The sequence below is a fragment of the Acidimicrobiia bacterium genome (assembly GCA_041394025.1).
GTDB lineage: Bacteria > Actinomycetota > Acidimicrobiia > IMCC26256 > JAOSJL01 > JAOSJL01.
This window is the reverse complement of the sequence record JAWKJA010000003.1, coordinates 651353-670659: the sequence shown is the minus strand read 5'-3', so window position 1 is coordinate 670659 and position 19307 is coordinate 651353. Positions and strand designations below refer to the sequence as shown.

Annotated in this window: 15 protein-coding genes; 7 read left to right on the top strand and 8 right to left on the bottom strand. The window is 69.1% G+C overall.

The window, feature by feature from the left end:
* Positions 1-13 precede the first annotated feature (13 nt).
* The 7 genes from R3A49_10615 to R3A49_10585 form a co-directional block, all read right to left on the bottom strand.
* On the bottom strand, positions 14-853 hold the full coding sequence (locus tag R3A49_10615; protein MEZ5171182.1) for an FAD binding domain-containing protein: 840 nt from the start codon (positions 851-853) through the stop codon (positions 14-16).
* A 44-nt stretch (positions 854-897) separates the two neighbouring features.
* Entirely contained in the window at positions 898-2286 is a 1389-nt protein-coding gene (locus R3A49_10610; GenBank protein MEZ5171181.1) for an 8-oxoguanine deaminase, read from the bottom strand.
* Positions 2287-2294: 8 nt separating this feature from the next.
* Positions 2295-3308, bottom strand: a complete 1014-nt coding sequence (locus tag R3A49_10605; GenBank protein ID MEZ5171180.1) for an LLM class flavin-dependent oxidoreductase — start codon at positions 3306-3308, stop codon at positions 2295-2297.
* Positions 3293-4309, bottom strand: a complete 1017-nt coding sequence (locus R3A49_10600; GenBank protein ID MEZ5171179.1) for an amidohydrolase family protein — start codon at positions 4307-4309, stop codon at positions 3293-3295. The genes R3A49_10605 and R3A49_10600 overlap by 16 nt, the downstream gene beginning before the upstream one ends.
* A 5-nt stretch (positions 4310-4314) precedes the next feature.
* Positions 4315-6888: a molybdopterin cofactor-binding domain-containing protein gene (locus R3A49_10595; GenBank protein ID MEZ5171178.1), complete on the bottom strand. Its 2574-nt coding sequence runs from the start codon at positions 6886-6888 to the stop codon at positions 4315-4317.
* A gap of 68 nt (positions 6889-6956) precedes the next feature.
* Positions 6957-8291: a pyridoxal-phosphate dependent enzyme gene (locus R3A49_10590; GenBank protein ID MEZ5171177.1), complete on the bottom strand. Its 1335-nt coding sequence runs from the start codon at positions 8289-8291 to the stop codon at positions 6957-6959.
* 2 nt (positions 8292-8293) lie between these two features.
* Positions 8294-9814, bottom strand: a complete 1521-nt coding sequence (locus R3A49_10585; protein MEZ5171176.1) for a pyridoxal-phosphate dependent enzyme — start codon at positions 9812-9814, stop codon at positions 8294-8296.
* Positions 9815-9980: 166 nt separating this feature from the next.
* Here R3A49_10585 and R3A49_10580 point away from each other — a divergent pair, with 166 nt between their 5' ends.
* The 6 genes from R3A49_10580 (at position 9981) to R3A49_10555 (ending at position 16260) form a co-directional block, all read left to right on the top strand.
* Positions 9981-11315 carry an amidohydrolase gene (locus tag R3A49_10580; GenBank protein MEZ5171175.1) on the top strand — a complete coding sequence of 445 codons (1335 nt, stop codon included), beginning with the start codon at positions 9981-9983 and terminating at the stop codon, positions 11313-11315.
* Between the two features lie 76 nt (positions 11316-11391).
* Positions 11392-12783, top strand: a complete 1392-nt coding sequence (gene hydA / locus R3A49_10575) for a dihydropyrimidinase (protein MEZ5171174.1) — start codon at positions 11392-11394, stop codon at positions 12781-12783.
* Positions 12780-13964 (top strand): diaminopropionate ammonia-lyase, encoded by a 1185-nt coding sequence (locus tag R3A49_10570; protein MEZ5171173.1) that lies wholly within the window; start codon positions 12780-12782, stop codon positions 13962-13964. Before hydA ends, R3A49_10570 begins: the two co-directional genes overlap by 4 nt.
* Before the next feature lie 240 nt (positions 13965-14204).
* On the top strand, positions 14205-15008 hold the full coding sequence (proC, locus tag R3A49_10565) for a pyrroline-5-carboxylate reductase (protein MEZ5171172.1): 804 nt from the start codon (positions 14205-14207) through the stop codon (positions 15006-15008).
* A 116-nt stretch (positions 15009-15124) separates the two neighbouring features.
* Positions 15125-15319, top strand: a complete 195-nt coding sequence (locus R3A49_10560; protein ID MEZ5171171.1) for a helix-turn-helix domain-containing protein — start codon at positions 15125-15127, stop codon at positions 15317-15319.
* A gap of 89 nt (positions 15320-15408) precedes the next feature.
* Positions 15409-16260 (top strand): SAM-dependent chlorinase/fluorinase, encoded by an 852-nt coding sequence (locus tag R3A49_10555; GenBank protein MEZ5171170.1) that lies wholly within the window; start codon positions 15409-15411, stop codon positions 16258-16260.
* A gap of 161 nt (positions 16261-16421) precedes the next feature.
* Here the strand turns inward: R3A49_10555 and R3A49_10550 are convergent, their stop codons facing one another.
* Positions 16422-17045, bottom strand: coding sequence for a CAP domain-containing protein (locus tag R3A49_10550; GenBank protein ID MEZ5171169.1), 624 nt, complete (start codon positions 17043-17045; stop codon positions 16422-16424).
* A 93-nt stretch (positions 17046-17138) separates the two neighbouring features.
* On the opposite strand from R3A49_10550, the gene R3A49_10545 reads away from it, so the two are divergent.
* A complete protein-coding gene (locus R3A49_10545; protein MEZ5171168.1) occupies positions 17139-18686 on the top strand; it encodes an AMP-binding protein in 1548 nt (515 codons plus the stop codon).
* Positions 18687-19307: the final 621 nt, after the last annotated feature.

Below are 19307 nucleotides of genomic sequence, written 5' to 3'. Positions count from 1 at the left end.
GACGTGTCGGCGCTCACAGAGCACGCTCCAGAGCTCGGGTCGCGAGCACACCGATGGCGTGCCTGCGGTACTCGGCGGTGGAGCGGTGGTCGTCGATGGGTCGAGCGGCGGCTGCAACCCGCTGTCCGAACTCCGACGCGAGACGGGAATCGTCGACGCGACCCGCATCCCAGTCGACACGTTGAGCGATCCACTCCTCGGCCTCGGTGGCACGGATGATCACGGGTCCGGCAGCGCCCAGCGCACAGTGGACGGTGTGTGCCACGCTGTCGACGACGAGCGCGACGCTGCACACGGCGATGACCATGGCGTTTCGCGTCCCTACCTTGAGGAACTCCTGGGGTCCGTTCGTGACGGGAACGGTTGCGCCCACGATGAGCTCGTCGGGTTCGAGGGTGTTCTGTTTGGGTCCGACGATCAGCTCGTCGAGTGTGAGCGTCCGTCGTCCTCGCGTCGAGGCCACCTCGATGGAGGCGTCGAGCGCGGCGAGCACCGGCAACGTGTCGCCCGCCGGCGAAGCCGTTCCCAGGTTTCCGCCGAGAGTCCCGACGTTTCTGATCTGGGGTGACCCCACGGTACGGGCCGCCTGGGCCAGGCCGGGAACGAGGTCGGCGAGGTCGGGCTGCTGCATCCGGGTGTAGGTGAGTCCCGCACCCAGTTCGACCGACCCGTTGTGGCGGTGGAAACCACGCAGCTCGTTCACCCGGCGCAGAGCCACGACATCGACGGGACGTCGATGGCCGAAGTTCACCTCGACCATGAAGTCGGTCCCTCCCGAGAGGATCTGGGCTCCCGGCTGATCCGCGACCGCGCCCAGCGTGTCGTCCAGTGTCTGCGGAACGGCGATTCCCATCGGCCTAGGATTCCAGCGAAATCAACAATTTGTCAACACATGGCCTACGCATGTGACGTGGCCTCCGGTCCATGCTGGATGGCGGTGGCGAGGGCCCGATGGCGGGCGAGCATCTCCTCGACACCGTCGAGGCGGAGCTCCCCGTCGCGCACGATGGGACGGCCGGCCACGATGGTGTGCCGGGCGGCCACGGGCCCGCAGCGCAACCAGGCTTCGATCGGATCGGAGAGGGCGCCCGCGAACGGAACGCCCTCCAGCGGCCACGCCACCACGTCACCGGCCGCGCCGGGGGTCAACTGACCGAGCTCACCCGAGCGGCCCAGACACGCGGCCGAGCCCCGGGTCGCCATCTCGAGCGCATCGCGCGAGCCCATGGCAGCGGCTCCTCCGCGCAGGTGGCCGAGGAGGAGGGCGTTGCGACACTCCATCCACAATGACGCCGAATCGGTCGCGGCCGAGCCGTCGCAGCCGATGCCCACCGGAACGCCCGCCGCGCGCAGATCGACCACCGGCGCCGCCCCTGCACCGATGAGCATGTTGGAGCTGGGGCAGTGCGCGACTCCCGTGCCCCAGTCGCCCAGACGCTCGATCTCGGCGTTGTTCGGCCACACGCAGTGAGCGACCCAGGCACGGTCACTGCCCCACCCGACGTCGTCGAAGTACTCGATCGGGCGGCAGCCGAACTTCTCGATGCAGTACTCGTCCTCGTTGACGGTCTCGGCGATGTGGGTGTGGAGGCGTACGTCGAGCCGTTCGGCGAGCTCGGCCGTGCTGCGCATGAGATCGGGCGTCACCGAGAAGGGAGAGCAGGGCGCCAACGCCACCTGGACCATCGCGTCCGACCCGGAATCGTGGTGGTCGCGCACCAGCCTCTCCGAGTCGGCGAGGATCTCGTCGTCGTCCTGGACCACGGAATCGGGGGGTAGCCCCCCGTCCTTCTTCGAGAGGCTCATCGAGCCCCGGGTCGCGTGGAACCGGAGCCCGACCTCCTGTGCAGCTGTGATCTCGGCCGAGATCAGGTCGCCGGCGTCTCGCGGATGGAGGTAGAGGTGATCCGACGTCGTCGTACATCCACCGAGAGCGAGCTCGGCGAGACCGATCCAGGTCGAGACGTAGACCGCCTCCTCGTCGATCAGGCTCCAGTACGGGTAGAGAGTGCGTAGCCAATGGAACAGATCGCCGCGCAGCGCAGGTGCGAACGCACGCGTGAGGTTCTGGTACAGGTGGTGATGGGTGTTGACGAGCCCCGGGGTGACGAGACATCCCCGGGCGTCGAGAGTCGCCTCCGCGGGCGGTTCTGTGCCCGGCGCTCCCACCGCGGCCACCCGGCCGCCGTCGAGCGCCACCCAGCCGCCGGGGAGCTCGGTTCGATCCTCGTCCAGGGTGGCGACCAGCTCAGCGCCCGTGATGACGAGGTCGACCGGTGCCGGCATCGACGGGTTCACGCGACCGCGAAGGCGTCGAGCATCGCTGTCACGTCAGCGCCGAGCGGATAGAGGATCGGACACGTGCAGCCGCCCGCCGTGTACTCGGCCACCTTGGCGCGGCACTCGTCGGCGGTACCCGAGGCCGTGATCATCTGTACGATCTCGTCGGGTACGAGATGCGCCGCCTTCTCGATCTCCTCGTCGGTTGCCGGCCAGGTGAGTACCTCCCCGATCTCGTCGAGGAGTTCGCTCGGCACTCCCGATGCCTTCATGATGTGCGGCTGCTGGCCCAGGTACTGCGTCACGAGGAGCCGTGCCGCGTCGAGGGCCTGCCCGCGGTCTTCGTCGAGCGAGCACACGACGAGCTGTGGACGATCGAGATCGGACAGGTTGCGCCCGGCGCGGGTCGCACCCTCCTTCAGGTGCTCCATGGCACGTGCGTTGTACGTCGGTGACACGAGATAGTTGAGAACGACGCCGTCGGCGATCTCGCCCGCGAGCTCCATCATCTTCATCCCTGTCGCGCCGATGTAGATCGGCACGTCCTTGGCGCGGCGTTCCTGATGGACATAGTCGAGCTCGACGCCGTCGAGGTGGACGAAGTCGCCGTCGTAGGTCACGACCTCATTGGCCAGGAGACCCCGCACGGCTTCGACCGTCTCACGCATCGCCTGCAGCGGTCGACGGCGCTCGATGCCGACTTTGGCCGCGAGCGGGTCCCACCATGCACCGATGCCCAGGATCACACGGCCGGGTGCGAGGTCGTCGAGCGTCGAGAAGGTCGACGCCAGTAGTGCCGGGTTCCGGGTCCAGTTGTTCACCACGCCCGAGCCCGCCTTGATCGTGTCGGTCGTCGAGAGAAAAGCTGCCATCGGGACCGTGGCCTCGCGCACGAGCCGACTCTCTGCCTGCCACACTGCCTCGAATCCGCGCTCCTCTGCGGCCTGTGCGTACCCCATCGCGTCGCGAATCGGGTGCGCGTCCTGCAGGTACAGGGCGACCCGGTCGTTGCTCACATCCTGCGCCACAGCCGCTCGGCCTCCTCCCGGGCTCGTGCCCGGATCTCGTGTCCATCGACGCGTGTCGGACGGCCGTTGTCGAGTACGACCTGACCGTCGATCACCACCCGCTCTGCCCGGACACCCGGTGTGTACGCCAGATGCCAGGGATCCGTCGGTTCGTAGGACCAGGTGACGACGTCGCCGGCGACCTCGGGGATCAGTGTGGCGCCTGCGTGGAGCCACTCCCACACTGTGTCGGGTGTTGCGGTGACGTCCGACTCCCGGAGGCGGGCGAACGCAACCCGAAACTCGTCGAGCATGGATGCGCCGATCCCGTCGCTGCCGAGAACGATCGGGTTCGCTCGCGTGGCCGGATTCGCGTAGCCAACAGCGTTGTTCATGTTCGACCGCGGGTTGTGGGCAACGGTGCCGGGTAGGTCGGCTTCGAGGTGGACGCAGTGTGCGAGCAGCCATTCGGGTCGAGCGCGACTGGAGAGACGGGCTCCGGCGTCGGCATCGGCGCGGTCCTCGGCAACGTGGATGTGCACCCCGACGTCGAGATCATCGGCGAGTCCGCAGATGGATTCGAGAGTGGCGTCCGAGAGCGTGAAGCACGCATGGGCACCGACGAGCCCACGCCCGCCGGAGCGGATGAACCGCTCGTTCTCCGCCAGCCCGGCTCGTGCCCCCTCGAGGCCGTTGCGGTCGGTCACCTCGTAGCAGCAGACGCTGCGTACACCGACCTCCGCGCAGGCTCCGGCGATGACGTCGAGGGATCCCTCGATGGCATTGGGAGATGCGTGGTGGTCGACGATCGCCGTCGTGCCGTTCTCGAGCGCTTCGAGTGCACCGAGCATCGCCGACCAGCGAATCGACTCCAGGTCGAGGGCGGAATCCAGGCGCCACCACACGAGCTCGAGGATCTCCGTGAAGTTCCTCGGGGTCCGTGACGGAGGTGGCATCCCACGGGCGAGGGCGGAGTACAGGTGGTGGTGTGCGCAGACGAGGCCCTGTGTCGTCGCCCCCACCGTCGTCAGCCCCCCACGTTCGGCGGCTCGAGCGGCAGCGACGTGCGCCATGCGCCGTCGAGTTCGTGGTAGGCGGCGGCCACGGCGCCGGCGGTGGGAACGAGTCCGATCTCGCCGACCCCCTTGATTCCGTACGGTGCCCGAGGTTGTGGAGCCTCGACGAGAATCACCTCCACCGGGGGCATGTCCTTGGGTCGGATGATGTCGAGGCTGCGAAGCGTCGTGTTGACGGGTCGTCCCTCGTCATCACACGGGAACTGCTCGGACATCGCGTAGCCGAGACCCATGTGGACGGCGCCCTCGATCTGGCCCTCACAGAGCATCGGGTTGATCGCCTTACCGACGTCATGGGCAGCGACGACACGCTCGACGGCTCCCGTCTCGGGGTCACAGATCATCAGCTGGGCCGCGAACCCGAAGGTGGAGTGGATCACGGGCTCGTCGACGTCGTCATCGAGGTGGTTGGTCCAGTCGACCCGGTACTCACCCTCGTAGTCGACGCCAGGGCGACAGTTGTTCCGCTTCGCCTCTTCGCAGGCAGCGGCGATTGCGCCTGCGCCCATCAGCGTTCCGCGCGACCCGGTTGTCTGGCCTGCTCCGAGCTCCCTCGAGGTGTCGACGAGCACTCGGATCGCATCGGGTCGCACACCGAGTTCGGTGGCTGCAACCTGTGCGGCAACGGTGTGCACACCCTGGCCCATCTCGGTCCAGCAGTGCCGCACCTCGACAGTGCCGTCCTCATCGAAGCGCACGACGGCACGTGCAATCTCGAGAAACCCGTTTCCGAGCCCGGAGTTCTTGATGCCGAGCCCCAGCCCGACGGCCTTCCCGTCTGCCTTGGCCGCCCGGTACGGCTCGCGCACGGCATCGAGGCACTCACGGGCGCCGAGGGATCCGTCGTCCATCCGTTGGCCCGGTCCCCAGATCCGGCCCGGCCCGACGACGTTGCGCGAGCGCATCTCCCAGCCGTCGATACCCACCATCTCGGCGAGTCGATCGAGGATGCCCTCGGTCGCGAACTGTGCCTGGTTGGCGCCGAAGCCGCGGAACGCTCCGCAGACGCTGTTGTTGGTTCGCACAGCGACGGCCTCGACGTCGAGGGCGTCGAAGACGTACGGGCCGCTGGCGTGACCCGCGGCCCTTTCCAGGACCTTCATGCCAACCGACGCGTACGGTCCCGAATCGCCCACCATTCGTGCACGTAGTCCCGTCAGCGAACCGTTCTCGTCACAGCCTGCCCACACCTCGATACGGATCGGGTGACGCTTCGGAGACACGAGGAACGACTCCTCGCGCGACAGGGTGCACTTCACCGGTCGTCCCAGGAGTCTCGCGGCGAGCGCGGTCTGGGCCTGGTTGCTCATGTCCTCCTTGCCGCCGAAGGCACCACCGTTGGAGACGAGCTCCACGGTGACCGACTCCGGTGGTTCATCGAGCACGCTCGCGATCTGATCACGGTCGTCCCAGATTCCCTGCCCGCCGGAGTACACGTGGAGTGTCTCGTCTTCCTGGGGCACGGCGAGAGTCGACTCGGGCTCGAGGTAGGCGTGCTCGACCCTCTGTGTCTGGAAGACCTCGTGAACGACATGCGCGGAACCTGCCAGCGCGTCGTCGACATCACCGCGGGTGTAGGTGGAGCGCGACAGCACGTTGCCGTCGAGTCCCCACACGGCGTCTTCGTCGTCCTCGATGGCCGCAACAGCGTCGACGATCGGGCGCAGGGGCCGGTACTCGACCTCGACCAGGCCTGCCGCCCGACGCGCCGTTTCCCGGTCCACCGCGACGACCATGGCCAGCACATCACCGAGGTACGACGTCCGTCCCCCCTCGGGAATGAACACGGGCCAGTCCTTGTGGATGAGCCCGACCCGTAGCTCTCCTGGAACGTCGGCTGCCGTCAACACCGCCTCGACACCCTCGACTGCCTCTGCAGCGGACGTGTCGATACGGGTGATTTCCGAACGGGCGTGGTCTGCGAGGTGGAGTGCACCGTGCAGGAGTGCCGGCGGGTGGAGATCGTCGACGTACGGCTTGTCGCCCAGGGAGAGCTCCGTGCCCTGGTACCGAACACCACTCGTGCCGATCCTGTCTGCCGTCACGGGCTCGTTCACGCGCCCTGCGGCCAGATCCTCGACGGCATCGAGGATTTTGGTGTACCCGGTGCAACGACACAGGTGGGCGCCGAGGTGACGAGCAGCGGTCGCACGGTCGAGAGAACTCCCCTTCTTGTCCAGGAGCGCCTTGGTGCGAACCACGATCCCCGGCGTACAGAAGCCGCACTGGAGGGCACCTCTGGCTGCGAAGGCCGAGGCGAATCGATCTCGTTCGCCCGGATCGAAACCCTCCAGCGTCGTGACCGACCGCCCCTCGACCTTCTCGAGCGAGAGCTGGCAGCTCACCTGTGCCTTGCCGTCGATGAGAACGGTGCAGCACCCGCACTGGCCCGACGGTGAGCAGCCGTCCTTGGGTGACAGGACACCGACCTCGTCGCGTAGCGCTGCGAGAAGATGCGGGTGGTCGCCGCGGATCTCGCACGGCTGCCCGTTGAGTTCGAGCGAGGTCACAGTGGCGGGTGGCATGCCGCGCCTCCTCGGGTCCGGCGTCTTCGCGTGCTTCGCCTCTAGGTTCCCGCGAATTCAACAAATTGTCAATCCCGCGGAGTACCTCCGGTGAAGAGAACGGCGCTCTGCCCGAGGTCAGGGTCGTGGTCGGCGTCGTGCAGGGCTTCGGCGTCGTCCCGCAGAGCGACGAGGCCGGCGAGACCCGCGGCACCGGTGGGGTTCGGGCGCAGCCCGGTGAGCTTCTCGGCAAGGGTCGGCGCCGAGCCGATGAGCTCCTCACTCACGACGACAGGCCGCCCCCCTGACCTCAGGGTTCCGGCCAGGAGGACGAGCCAGTCGTAGGTCTCGTCGTCGAGGATCCCGGTGGCCCGGCTCGTGGGTTCGGGCTCCCAGGGCCACATGTACTCCGACGGGGAGGCCGCAGCCGCAGCAAGGACCTCACCGACCGACGCTCCCCTGTCGATCTCCTTGCGGGCACGTTCGTGGGCCCGTGCGAAGGGCGCGCATCCGGCCGCCTGGACGACGTGGAGTCGAGGGAGTCGGGGGAGCAGACCGAGCGCCCAGTACTCCGTCAGACCCGACCACACGGCTGACGCCAGGGCACCCCCGCCCACCTGGACGATGACTCGGTCCAGCGTCGCAGATCCGAGGGCGTCGACGAGCTCCCACGCGATCGACTTGGCTCCCTCCACGGCAAGTCCGTTGTCGGGTCCCTGGCACGAGAACGGGACGGCACCGCGTCTGACCATGGAGCGAAAAGCGGCCACACACGGATCACCCGATGCGGTCTCGTCACGCGTGCACGTGTGGACCGTCGACCCGAGGTCCCGGAGGCGGTCCACGACGGCGGGATCGGCCCACGTGGGCACGAAGACGTCGAGTGATCGACCGGCCGCTCTGGCCACGACCGCAGCAGCGAGTGCCGCATTGCCGCAGCTTGCGATCGCAAGGGGTGCACGCGGATCCGGAGCTCCCGGAAGCCCGAGGTGTGCGACGACCTGGAGATGGATCATCACACCCATCAGGTGACGGGCCTTGTGGGAGCCGGCCACGTTCTCGATCTCGCTCTTGACCCAGAGCCTGTTCCCGACGGGCGGATCGGCCTCCACCACGGGCGTGATCCGAAAGCCGCGACCGTCCACGTCCGCCACGTGGCGATCGAGCGTGGACACGATCTCCCCGTAGGTGTCGTCTCCGACTCCGTGGCGCCGGGCCAGCGCGTAGGTGTGGGACAGATCCCGGTAGCGCAAGAACGGGTTGTGCGAATCCCGGGGACGAAACTCGGTCTCTGCGGCGTCGAGAACGCGAGCGAGCACGTGGGCCCCGCCGGTGTCAGCACCGGGACAGCGGAACGGTGCGGCGTCGTCAGGGTCCGGCGCCGTGCCGCACCCCACGCACCGGAACCGGCTGACACTGTGCACAGCTACAGGCTCGACTCCACCTCGGTCTCGTCGTTCACGGCGCGGATCATCTCGTCCCAGTGGTCGACCACGGGGACGAGATCCTCCCAGAAGGACGCCGAACGGCGTGCCTCGAAGACGTCGAGCGGGATTCCCTGCTGTTCCACCCACGTGAAGTAGCCGAGGTTGAAGATGCGCCGGCGACCGATTTCGTCGAGCGCCAGGTAGTCGTCGGTGCTGATGCTGCCGATGTGGCGACGGAGCGTCCGGTCCGCGGCGCCCCGATCAATTCGACCTTCGAAGCGATCCGCGACGATGCGCTCCCGCTCGCTCCCGTAGAGCTGCGCACCGTCGGTCGCGACGGTGAGAATGACATCGTCGGGACCCAGCCCGTAGTGCTTGGCGGTCTTGATCGACGCGATCACGTTGCAGACGCTCGACAGGCCGAAGCTGTCGAGGGCCGCGATCGTTTCGTCGTCGACACCACCGGATCGCAGCACGTCACGGCCCTCATCAGTTGCATATACAGCGGAGAGCTCGTCTGTCGCTCGATCGGAGACGGCCGTGACCGCGTCCATCGCCATGACGTTGTGAATGAGAGGGATGTGCTTGTCGCCGATTCCCTGGATGTTGTGCTCACCGAATCCGTTGTAGAGCATCGTCGGGCACTCGAGCGCTTCGACACCGACAACACGGGCTCCCTGCCGTGCGGCAAGGTGGTCGCCGGCGGCGAGGGTTCCCGACGATCCCGACGCAGCCACGAACGCCGCGAGGCGGGCCCCCGGCGCACGATCGCGATGTGCCTCGAAAACACGTTCCAGGGCGGGGCCGGTGACGGTGCGGTGCGCGAGGTAGTTGCCGAACTCACAGAACTGGTTGAGCACGACGCAGCCGGGGTCGGTTGCGAGTCGGTTGCACTCGTCGTAGATCTCCTTCACGTTGCTCTCGGAGCCGGGAGTGCGAACGATGTCCTCGGGCCCGAGGACCCAGCGCTCGAGCCACTCGAATCGCTCGCTGCTCATTCCTTCGGGGAGGACCGCCACGCCCCGACATCCGAGCACGCGGGAGATCGCGATCCCGCCTCGCGCGTAGTTGCCCGTGGACGGCCACACGGCCCGCTGGTGCTCCGGGTCGAAACGGCCGGTGACGAGTCTCGGCGCCAGGCAGCCGTAGGCAGCCAGGACCTTGTGTGCGTCGATCATCGGGAAGCGGTCACCGAGTACGACCACGATCGGGGCCGACACGCCGGTGAACTGCTCTCCGAGGACGACGTGATCGGGAACCTCGACGACGTCACTGCTCCGTGCCGAGTTGTACCAGTGAACACGAAAGAGGTTGAGCGGATGCGGTGCCGCAGGATCGATCGCTTCGAGAGCCGCGCGGATCGACGGCGAGATCGTTCGGGGGTCGGCGAGCTCGCCAAAGGTCGGCAGCAGGACGCCCGCGTCGCGGAGGTGCTCCACGGCCGAACGACGCACGACGTCGTCGACGACCGTGTCCTCGAGACCGAGGCTCCGGTGGGTCGAGGTCTGCACCGTCGTCATGGCCGTCGTCATCGTCCCCGTCCCCGTCCTCTCGACGGGTGCCATTCTGGGCGACACCACGGTGCGCAAGCGAGCCGACACGGTCGTTCAGCGTCTTGACAACGCCGGTCGAGTCGTCAATGCTGGCTCGATTCAACGAATTGTTGAGAATTCTGGACGCGACGACGTGCCGGCGGTCTTGGTGCGTGGGGGAGTCGTACTCCCCGCCGACGGGCCGCGACGCGCCTTCGACCCGGGGTCGGTTCTCTTCGCCGGACGCGAGATTCTCGCCGTCGGTCCGGTTGCCGAGGTCGATACCCATCGCCGTCGCGCCGGCGCGACGGAGGTGGACGCCACCGGTCACGCGGTGATCCCGGGCCTGCACAACATTCATCTCCACTCGGGGCTTCTGCGCGGCACGGCCGAGTCCAAGTCACTTTTCGACTGGCTGCGCGACTACGTCGATCCCGCCCACCGCGCACTCACCCCTGAAATCGCCCGCGCCGCCAGTGAGCTGGCATACACCGAAGGCTTGCGGGCGGGGACCACGTCGGTGATGGACATGTGGCGGTTCATGGAGGGGTCGGCCGCCGTTGCCGAGACGCTCGGCATCCGCGCCACGTTGGTGCCGTATGTCGCAGATCTGGACGGCTACGACTACTTCGAGAGCATGGAGACGAACCGAAGGCTGCTGGAGACCTGCCGGAGTGCTGCCGGCGGGCGGGTGCAGTCGTGGGTCGGCCTCGAACACCTCCTCTACTGCTCGGAGGAGGCCTTCCGTTCGGCGGCAGCACTGGCCGAGGAGTTCGACACCGGTATCCACACCCACTCGTCTGAGACCACCTGGGAGGTCGAGCAGTCGCTGGAGCGCTTCGGTCGGCGGCCGATCGCGGAGTTCGAGCATCGCGGGATCCTCGGACCGCACACGGTCGTCGCGCACTGCGTCTGGGTCGACGACGACGAGATCGCGACCCTGGCGCGCCACGGAACCGCTGTGGCGCACTGCCCGTGCTCGAACATGAAGTTGTCGTCGGGCCCGGCGCCGATCGGGAAGCTGCGGGCCGCCGGGGTCACCGTGGGGCTCGGGACCGACGGCGAGAAGGAGAACAACAACCTCGACATGATCGAGGAGATGAAGTTCGCGTCACTGTTGCAGAAGGTCACGACCCTCGATCCGACCACGGGTGACCCGTGGGACATCCTCGAGATGTCCACCATCGACGGGGCACGGGCGCTGCACCTCGATGACGTCACCGGATCTTTGACTCCGGGCAAACGCGCCGATGTCGTCACGGTGTCACTGGAGGGCCTTCACTGCACCCCGGTCCTCCACGACCGGGATTTCAATGTCGCGGCCCATCTCGTGTTCGCGGCGAGTGGCGCCGATGTCCGCGACGTCTGGGTCGACGGTTCGCGTCTGGTCGAGGACGGTGTCGTCAGCACAGCCGACGAGAACGCCGTCCGAGCGCATGCACAAGAAGCGGCAGAGGAGCTCTTCGAGCGTCGTGCGGCGCTCACATGAGAGAGATGAGAGAGCGAGCCGCGTGGGAGGAGCGGGGAACCGAGGCGGACCGGAGAATGAGCATGGGCGGCGCACGATGCTGGTGAGTGGCGGCACCGTGGTCGACGTCGACGGTAGTCGTGTCGCGTCGGTGCGCATCGAGGATCACGGCCGGATCGAAGCCGTCGGCGACAGTCTCGTGGCCCGACCCGGCGAGAAGATCTACGACGCGACGGGTTGTCTCGTGGTACCCGGCGGGGTCGACGCCCACACGCATCTTCGCCTGCCGGTCGGTGCCGTGCGTGTGAGCGACGACTTCTGGACCGGGACGAGAGCAGCCGCCGTCGGCGGGACGACGACCGTGATCGACTACGCCACCGCGTACCGCGGCGAGGACCCGTTCGAGGTGTTCCGGTGCTGGAAGCAGTGGGCCCGGCCTGCCGCTGTGGACTGGGCACTGCACATGACCTTCACCGAGGCGGTTCCCGAACGGGTCGTCGCCGGCTTCATCGACGAGGGTGTCACGTCCTTCAAGCTCTACATGGCCTATCCGGAACTGTTGGCCGTCGATGACTCGGTGATCCTCGATGTCATGCGCACCGCAACGACCCGCGGGGGCCTCGTCACGGTTCACTGCGAGGATGGTGACGCCATCGAGGAACTCCGTGCCCGTGCCGTCGCAGAAGGAAGAACGGCAGCCATCGAGCACGCCCGGACCCGCCCCGCGTCGCTCGAGGCCGTGGCGGTCGCACGGGTCGCCGACCTGGCGCAACGAGCCGAGTGTCCGGTCTACGTCGTGCACTGCTCATCCGGTGCGGCGCTGGCGGAAGTCAGGGCGGCACAAGAGCGCGACATCGACGTACGCGCAGAAACCTGTCCGCAGTATCTCCACCTGGACGTCGCATCGCTCCAGGGCCCCGAGGCCCCCGACTTCGTGTGCACCCCGCCACTTCGCGAGCAGCGCGACCGCGACGAGCTCTGGGAGGGCCTGGCGCGGGGATGGATCCACACGGTCGCCACCGACCACTGCCCCTTCTGGTCGGATGACCGTCGACGCGGCATCCGCGGTCGTCCCGAGGGATTCAGGGACTTCACAGAGATCCCCGGGGGACTCCCCGGAATCGAGACACGCCTCGCCCTTGTGTGGGAGGGGGTCACTGGCGGTGTCCTGTCTGTGGAGGACTGGGTGCGTCTCTGTTCCGAGGCGCCCGCCCGTACGTTCGGGCTGTGGCCCGAAAAGGGGTCGCTCCGAGCGGGTGCGGATGCCGATGTCGTCGTGTGGGACCCGGACCGGGAGCAGTCACTGGATGCCGAGGTGCTCTCCATGGAGGTGGATCAGTCGCCGTACGAGGGACGCTGCAGCCGCGGCTGGCCCCGCCTGGTGCTGTCGCGTGGCCGAGCGGTCGCCGTTGACGGCCGTTTCGTGGGAGAGCCCGGTGCCGGGCGCTATCTGCCCCGCAAGACGGTTCACCCGGACCCCGTCGGATGACGGTCCACGGGTCGGGCGAGGGCCCCGGGGTCCGGTGGCTGCTGACGGGTCCGTCACACCGTCGGGCGCCGAGCCTCGACGACGAGCCGCGGCGGTTCCACCGCCGCCTTCCGGGCTACGAGGTGACCTCGCTGCGGGAAGCACCTTCCCTCGCAGAGCTCCTGGGTGTCGCCCGTGTCGACGTGAAGATCGAGTCCGACCGGCTGGGTCTTCCGTCGTTCAAGATACTGGGAGCGTCATGGGCGACCGCGCGCCTGCTCGGTGAGCGACTGGGTCGTTCTCTCACAGAATGTGAAGGAATCGAGGAGGTGGCTCACCGCCTCGACGACATCCGGCCGCTCACGCTCGTTGCGGCGACCGACGGCAACCACGGCCGGGCCGTCGCCAGGATTGCCCGTTGGTGGGGCCTCGACGCGTCGATCCTCGTTCCCTCTGACATGAGCGAGGCGCGAAGGGCGGCGCTGCGCGAGGAGGGTGCGAGCGTGACCGTGATCGACGGTCCGTACGACACGGCCGTCGACGCCTCCAAGGAGCTCGAGGGACCTGGAGCACTCGTGGTCTCCGACACCTCGTGGCCCGGATACGAGACCGTGCCGGGCTGGATCATCGAGGGCTACTCGACCATCTTCTCGGAAGTCGAGGAGCAGCGTGCCGCCGTGGAGGCTCCGCCGTACGATCTCGTCGCCGTGCAGATCGGTGTGGGAGCCCTTGCAGCCGCGACCGTACGCTACGTCCAGGGTCCCGAAACCACGATCATCGGGGTCGAACCCGACCGAGCAGACTGTGTCGCTCGATCGCTCGTCGCCGGCAGGCCTGTCAGCCTGTCGGGTGGGCAGGACTCCATCATGGCCGGTCTCAACTGCGGTACCCCTTCCCGTGTGGCCTGGCCGGAGCTCTCCGGCGGGCTCGACGCCGCGGTCGTCATCGACGACGACTGGGCACGTGAGGGAGTCCGGGCGTTCGCACGATCAGGAATCGTCGCGGGCGAAAGCGGAGCTGCGGGCCTCGCCGGCCTGATGGCGCTCCGAGCGAACGCCCCACGTGAGAGTTGCGCGGCGCTGGGGCTGGGCGCCGATGCGTCGGTCCTTCTCCTGGCCACCGAGGGTGCGACCGATCCTGATGCGTGGGCCGAGATCGTCGAGTCGCGTCCCGGAAGCGAGGACGTCGACTCGGGTCGCTGACCGGCCTGAACGCGGAGGCCTTGACGGTGGTGCCCGCGCTGCCTATGTTTCGTCCCGCCGCCACGGCAACGTGGCGAGAGGCGGGCCCGAGGTGCAGCGAGGCCGTCCCGTTCGGGGAAGTGCGGGGCGTTCCGAGCGTAACTCGGGCCCGTCCGCTGCCCGATCGCCGCCGCCGGTACCCCGGGTCGGCGCGGGGAACGTCGTCTGCACATCGGTGAGTGCGCGCTAGCGTCACGGGTCATGGCGGGAGTGGCGTTGCTCGGCGGCGGCAGGATGGGTGAGGCCCTGCTCGCCGGACTCCTCGACGCCGGCTGGGAGCCCGACACGTGCTCGGTCGCGGAGGTCGACCCCGACCGTCGTCGCTACCTCGAGGAGCAGTACCCCGAGGTTCGCATCGTGCCGAGCCCCGCGTGGGCCGTGGCCGACACCGAGGTCGTCGTGGTGGCGGTGAAACCCGGCGTCGTTCCGGAGGTGCTCGGCGGCGCGGAGGCCACCATGCCCGAGGACGCCCTCGTGCTCTCGATCGCCGCCGGGGTCACGATCGGGACCCTCGAAGCCTGCGTGCCGGGGCGCCCGGTGGTGCGGGCCATGCCCAACACGCCCGCGCTCGTGCGGCGTGGCGCCGCCGCCATCGCGGGGGGAACCCACGTCGACGACACCCACCTCCAAACTGCCGAGCGGGTGCTGGGCGCCGTGGGGATCGTCGAGCAGGTCGACGAGGAGCTCCTCGACGCCGTCACGGGGCTGTCGGGGTCGGGGCCCGCCTACGTGTTCCTCATGGCCGAGGCCCTCACCGAGGCCGGCGTGCTCGAGGGCCTTCCCCGCGACACGGCCGCCGCCCTCACGGCCCAGACCCTGCTCGGCGCCGCCACGCTGCTCGTCGACGGTGACGAGGGGGCCGAGGCTCTCCGTGCGGCGGTCACCTCACCGGGCGGTACGACCGCCGCGGGCCTGCGGGTGCTCGAGGACAGGGGCTTCCGGGCCGCTCTGCTGGAGGCCGTGGCCGCCGCCGCCCGCCGTTCCCGGGAGCTGGGGGACCACTGAGGACCCTTTCTCCACACGGGGCAACAGCGGTCGGCAATCGTCACCACCCGTCACGGTGGACAACACCCGTCTCACCGCGTAGAGTGGTGGGTGGACGGAGTAAGGGGTGAGCCACCATGGCGGAGTCCTTCGCGAAAGCGCGATTTCTCACAGTGCAGGAAGTCGCGGATCTGATTCGGGTGTCATCCATGACGGTCTACCGCCTCATCAAGGCGGGCGACCTCCCGGCTGTGAGGGTCGGGCGCTCGTTCAGGGTCCGCGACGCCGACGTCGACGCGTACCTGGAGTCGCGCTACACCCAGGCGGGGTAGCCGACAGCGCCACACGAGGCGTCAACCAGGTCCGCGTGTGACACCTCGTTGACGCATCACGGGGAGAGGGCCGGTAGCGTCGCGCCGCTATGACGACGGGAGCCGCCGCCAGCACCACGGCCCCGTGCATCTCGTTTCTCAGTGACTACGGCGACGTCGACGAGTTCGCCGGCGTGTGCCGTGCGGTCATGGCCTCCATCGCCCCCGGTGCCCGAGTCGTCGACATCACCCATGGCATCGCCCCGCACGACGTGCGCGCGGGCGGCCTCGCGCTCGTACGGGCCGCGCAGTACCTGCCCGAGGGCGTGCTCCTGGCCGTGGTCGACCCCGGCGTCGGCACGCATCGCCGGGCCGTGGCCGTCGAGGTGTCCCGGGGCTTCCTCGTCGGGCCCGACAACGGCCTCCTCGCACCCACCGTCGCAATGGCGGGCGGCCCCGAACGCGTCGTCGAGTTGACCTCGGCCGAGCACCGCCTCGAGGCACCCGGCCCCTCCTTCGCGGGGCGCGACATCATGGCGCCCGCCGCCGCCTACCTGGCCTCGGGTGTCCCGATCACCGACCTCGGCCCCGAGATCGACCCCGCCGGGCTCGTGCCCGGAATCCTGCCGGTCGCCACCGAGGAGGGAGCCGAGGTTCGCGCCGAGGTCCTCTGGGTCGACCGCTTCGGCAACTGCCAACTCAACATCGACCCCGACACCCTGCGCGGGCACGGCGCCGAGCCGGGGGGGCGTGTCGAGATCGCGTGGGGGGACCAACGACGCGCCGTGAGGTGGGTCACGACCTATGCGGAGGCCAGGCCGTCGGAGTTGGTGATGATGGTCGACTCCTACGGTCTCGTTGCGCTCGTGCTCGACCGCTCCTCGGCGGCCGTCGAGTGCGGGCTCGGTGCCGGAAGTGAGGTCACCGTCATCTCGCCGGGCGACACGGAGGCGGGCCCATGAGACCGGGAACGACGATCGCCATCGTCGTGCTGCTGCTGATGATCCTCGGCGCCGCCGTGGCCCAGTTCGTGCTCAAGCTGGGACCCTGAGACCCGAGACAGGTTCCCTTTGCCTCGCCTCGGGCGCCGCAGGGTACCTGCGGCGCTTGTCCTCGCCTCGGGTTAGATGGCGAGGCGGTCGAGGCGGGCGAAGGCGTCGTCGAGGCGCTCCGAGGTCGGCATCGGCTCGGGCTCGGGTGGCGGAGGTGGCGGCGGCGGTGGCGCGGGCGCGGCCGCCGCGGCCGGCGCGGCGGGTGTGCTCTGCGACTGGGGGGTTCCGGCCACCGGAGCGGGGGAGGGCGCGGGCTGGGACTGCGGCTCCATGAACACCTCGGAGACGTAGATCACTCCGTTGTGGTTCACGACGCCGACTCCGATGTACCGGAACCCCGGATCGACGAGGTTGGCGTAGTGGCCGGGTGAGGCGACCAGCGCGTTGTGGATCGCCTCGACGCTCGGGCCCCGGCCGACGTTCTCTCCCAGGCGGTACCAGTTCACGGTGATGCCGTCGGCGAGGTTCGAGTGGAAGATGCCGCCGGAGTTGGCCATGGTCTGGGCCCACCCGCGTGCCTTGGCCGTGAGGTTGTCGTGGTACTCGAGCGGTGGAAGGCCGTTGTTGGCGCGCACCTGGTTCGTCAGGGCGATGAACTGGCCCTCCGCACCGGCGTCGGCGGCGTCGGAGCGCTGGGCGGGTGCAGCCACGACGAGGCCGGCGATCAGTGCCGCCACTACGAGAAGACGTCGCATTCACGTGTTTTCGGCCCGATGGGGGTCCGGCTTGAGGGCAAACGGGTGCGGGCACTCGAACCGTGCGGGCCCCGTGGGCCAAACTCAGGTCCTGTGAACCTCTCCGGCATGCTCCTCGGCGCCTCGCGCACGGCCCCCGACTCGGTGGCGCTCGTGTCGGAGGCCGGCACCTCCACCTACGGGACCCTCGGGTCCGAGGTGCGCGCCGCCGCCGGCGGCCTTCGACAGCTCGGCGTGGCGCCCGGTGACCGGGTCGCCATCGTGGCCGGCAACGAGGCCGAGTTCGTGGTGGTCTACCTCGCCACACTGCACGCGGGCGCCGTGGCGGTCCCGCTCAACCCCACCGCCGCTCCGGTGGAGTTGGCTCGCGAACTCGAGGATGTCGACGCCGAGATCGCCGTCATCGACCGCAGCGGCGTGGCCGCCTTCGAGGCGTCGGGAGCGGCGTTGCCCGCGGTCGGCGCGCGCTGCGAGCTCGCACGTCCCGCAGGGACGTGGGACGAGCTGCGGGGTGCCGACGAGATCCCCGAGCCCGTCGAGCGCGCCGACGACGACCTCGCCGTTCTTCTGTACACGGCGGGCACCGCCGGCGCCCCGAAGGCGGCCATGCTCACGCACGGCAACCTGGTTGCCAGCATCCGGCAGATCCAGGAGCAACCGGAGCTGCGCATCGAGCCCCGCGACGTCGGACTCGCGGCACTGCCGTTGTTCCACATCTACGGCCTCAACACCGGGCTCGGAGTGGCGATGACCGCCGGAGCGTCGCAGGTGCTCGTGCGTGACTTCGATCCCGCCGCGACGCTGCGGACCATGCGCGACGAGAAGGCCACGATCGTGGCGGGCGTCCCCGCCATGTACGAGATGTGGTGCGACGCGGCACGCGACGCCGAGGGTGAGCTCGACGACGCCTTCGCCACGGTGCGGCTGGTGTTGTCGGGTGCGGCGCCGCTGCCCGAGGACCTCGCGGAGAGGGTGAAGGAGCGCTTCGGAACCGACATCTACGAGGGCTACGGGCTCACGGAGGCGTCGCCCGTCGTGACGACGGGGGGTGTCGGCTCGCCGCCACGCCCCGGCTCGGTCGGCCCCGCCATCGACGGTGTCGAGGTGAGGCTCGTCGACAGCGACGGCGCGGACGTTCTCCACGGCGATCCCGGCGAGATCTGGGTGCGGGGGCCGAACGTGTTCCCCGGCTACTGGCGCGACCCCGAGGCCACGGCCACGGTGCTCACCGACGACGGTTGGCTCCGTACCGGCGACATCGCGGTGGCCGACGCCGACGGCTGGCTGTCGATCGTGAACCGGGCGAAGGACCTCATCATCGTGTCGGGCTTCAACGTGTACCCGGGCGAGGTGGAGGATGTGCTCGTCGAGCACCCCGACGTCGACGAGGCGGCTGTCGTGGGGGCACCCGACACCGCCACGGGCGAGGCGGTGGTCGCCTTCGTGGCGCCCGTGGAGGGAACGTCGCCGTCGGTCGACGACCTACGTGCGTTCTGCAAGGAGCGGATCGCCCGCTACAAGGTTCCGTCGCGCATCGAGGTCGTCGACGACTTCCCACGCTCACTCGCGGGCAAGGTGCTGCGTCGGGCGTTGCGCGAGATGGCCGAGTCCGACGACCCGGCGACGAGGAACCCGGCGTAGATCACGACGATCCCGACGGCGAGCGTGAGTACGAACGCCTCGTCGTGGCCGAGCACCCCCTGGAGAAGGCCACCGCTCGAGAGCACGAGCACCCCGGCGCCGATGAGGCCGTTGGCCGCCGCCAGGCGGGTCGCTCCCGGTGCGGGGCTCCGCACCCGCCGGACGATCGACAGCACCGTCCCGACGAGAACGACCGTGGCGCCGAGTCCGCTCCCGACGGCGGCGAGGATCCGGGGCAGGGCGGTGTCGAACGTCTCCTTGGCCACCGGGATGGCGGTGCCGGAGGGCGCGGTGGAGAAGGGCGCCACCGCCACGGCGCCGAGCGCCAGGCCGGTGAAGAGGACGAGCGCCCACTCGACGCGACGTGCCCGGTCGGCGTTGCCGAGCAGGTAGAGGGTGCCGAGCCCGAGCCAGGGGACGTTGAGCACGGCCCCGAGCGCGAAGAACGCCCGGTAGGTGAACCCGTCCCAGCCCGTGGCCACGCCGGTGGCCAGCGCGGCGGAGGCGAGGGCGAACATCCACAGCGAGATCGTCCAGGCGCGCTCGTGGGGACGGCGCGACCGGGTCCAGCGCACGAGCGTCGCCTGGGCGAACAGCGTCGCCACCGCCGTCGCCAGGAAC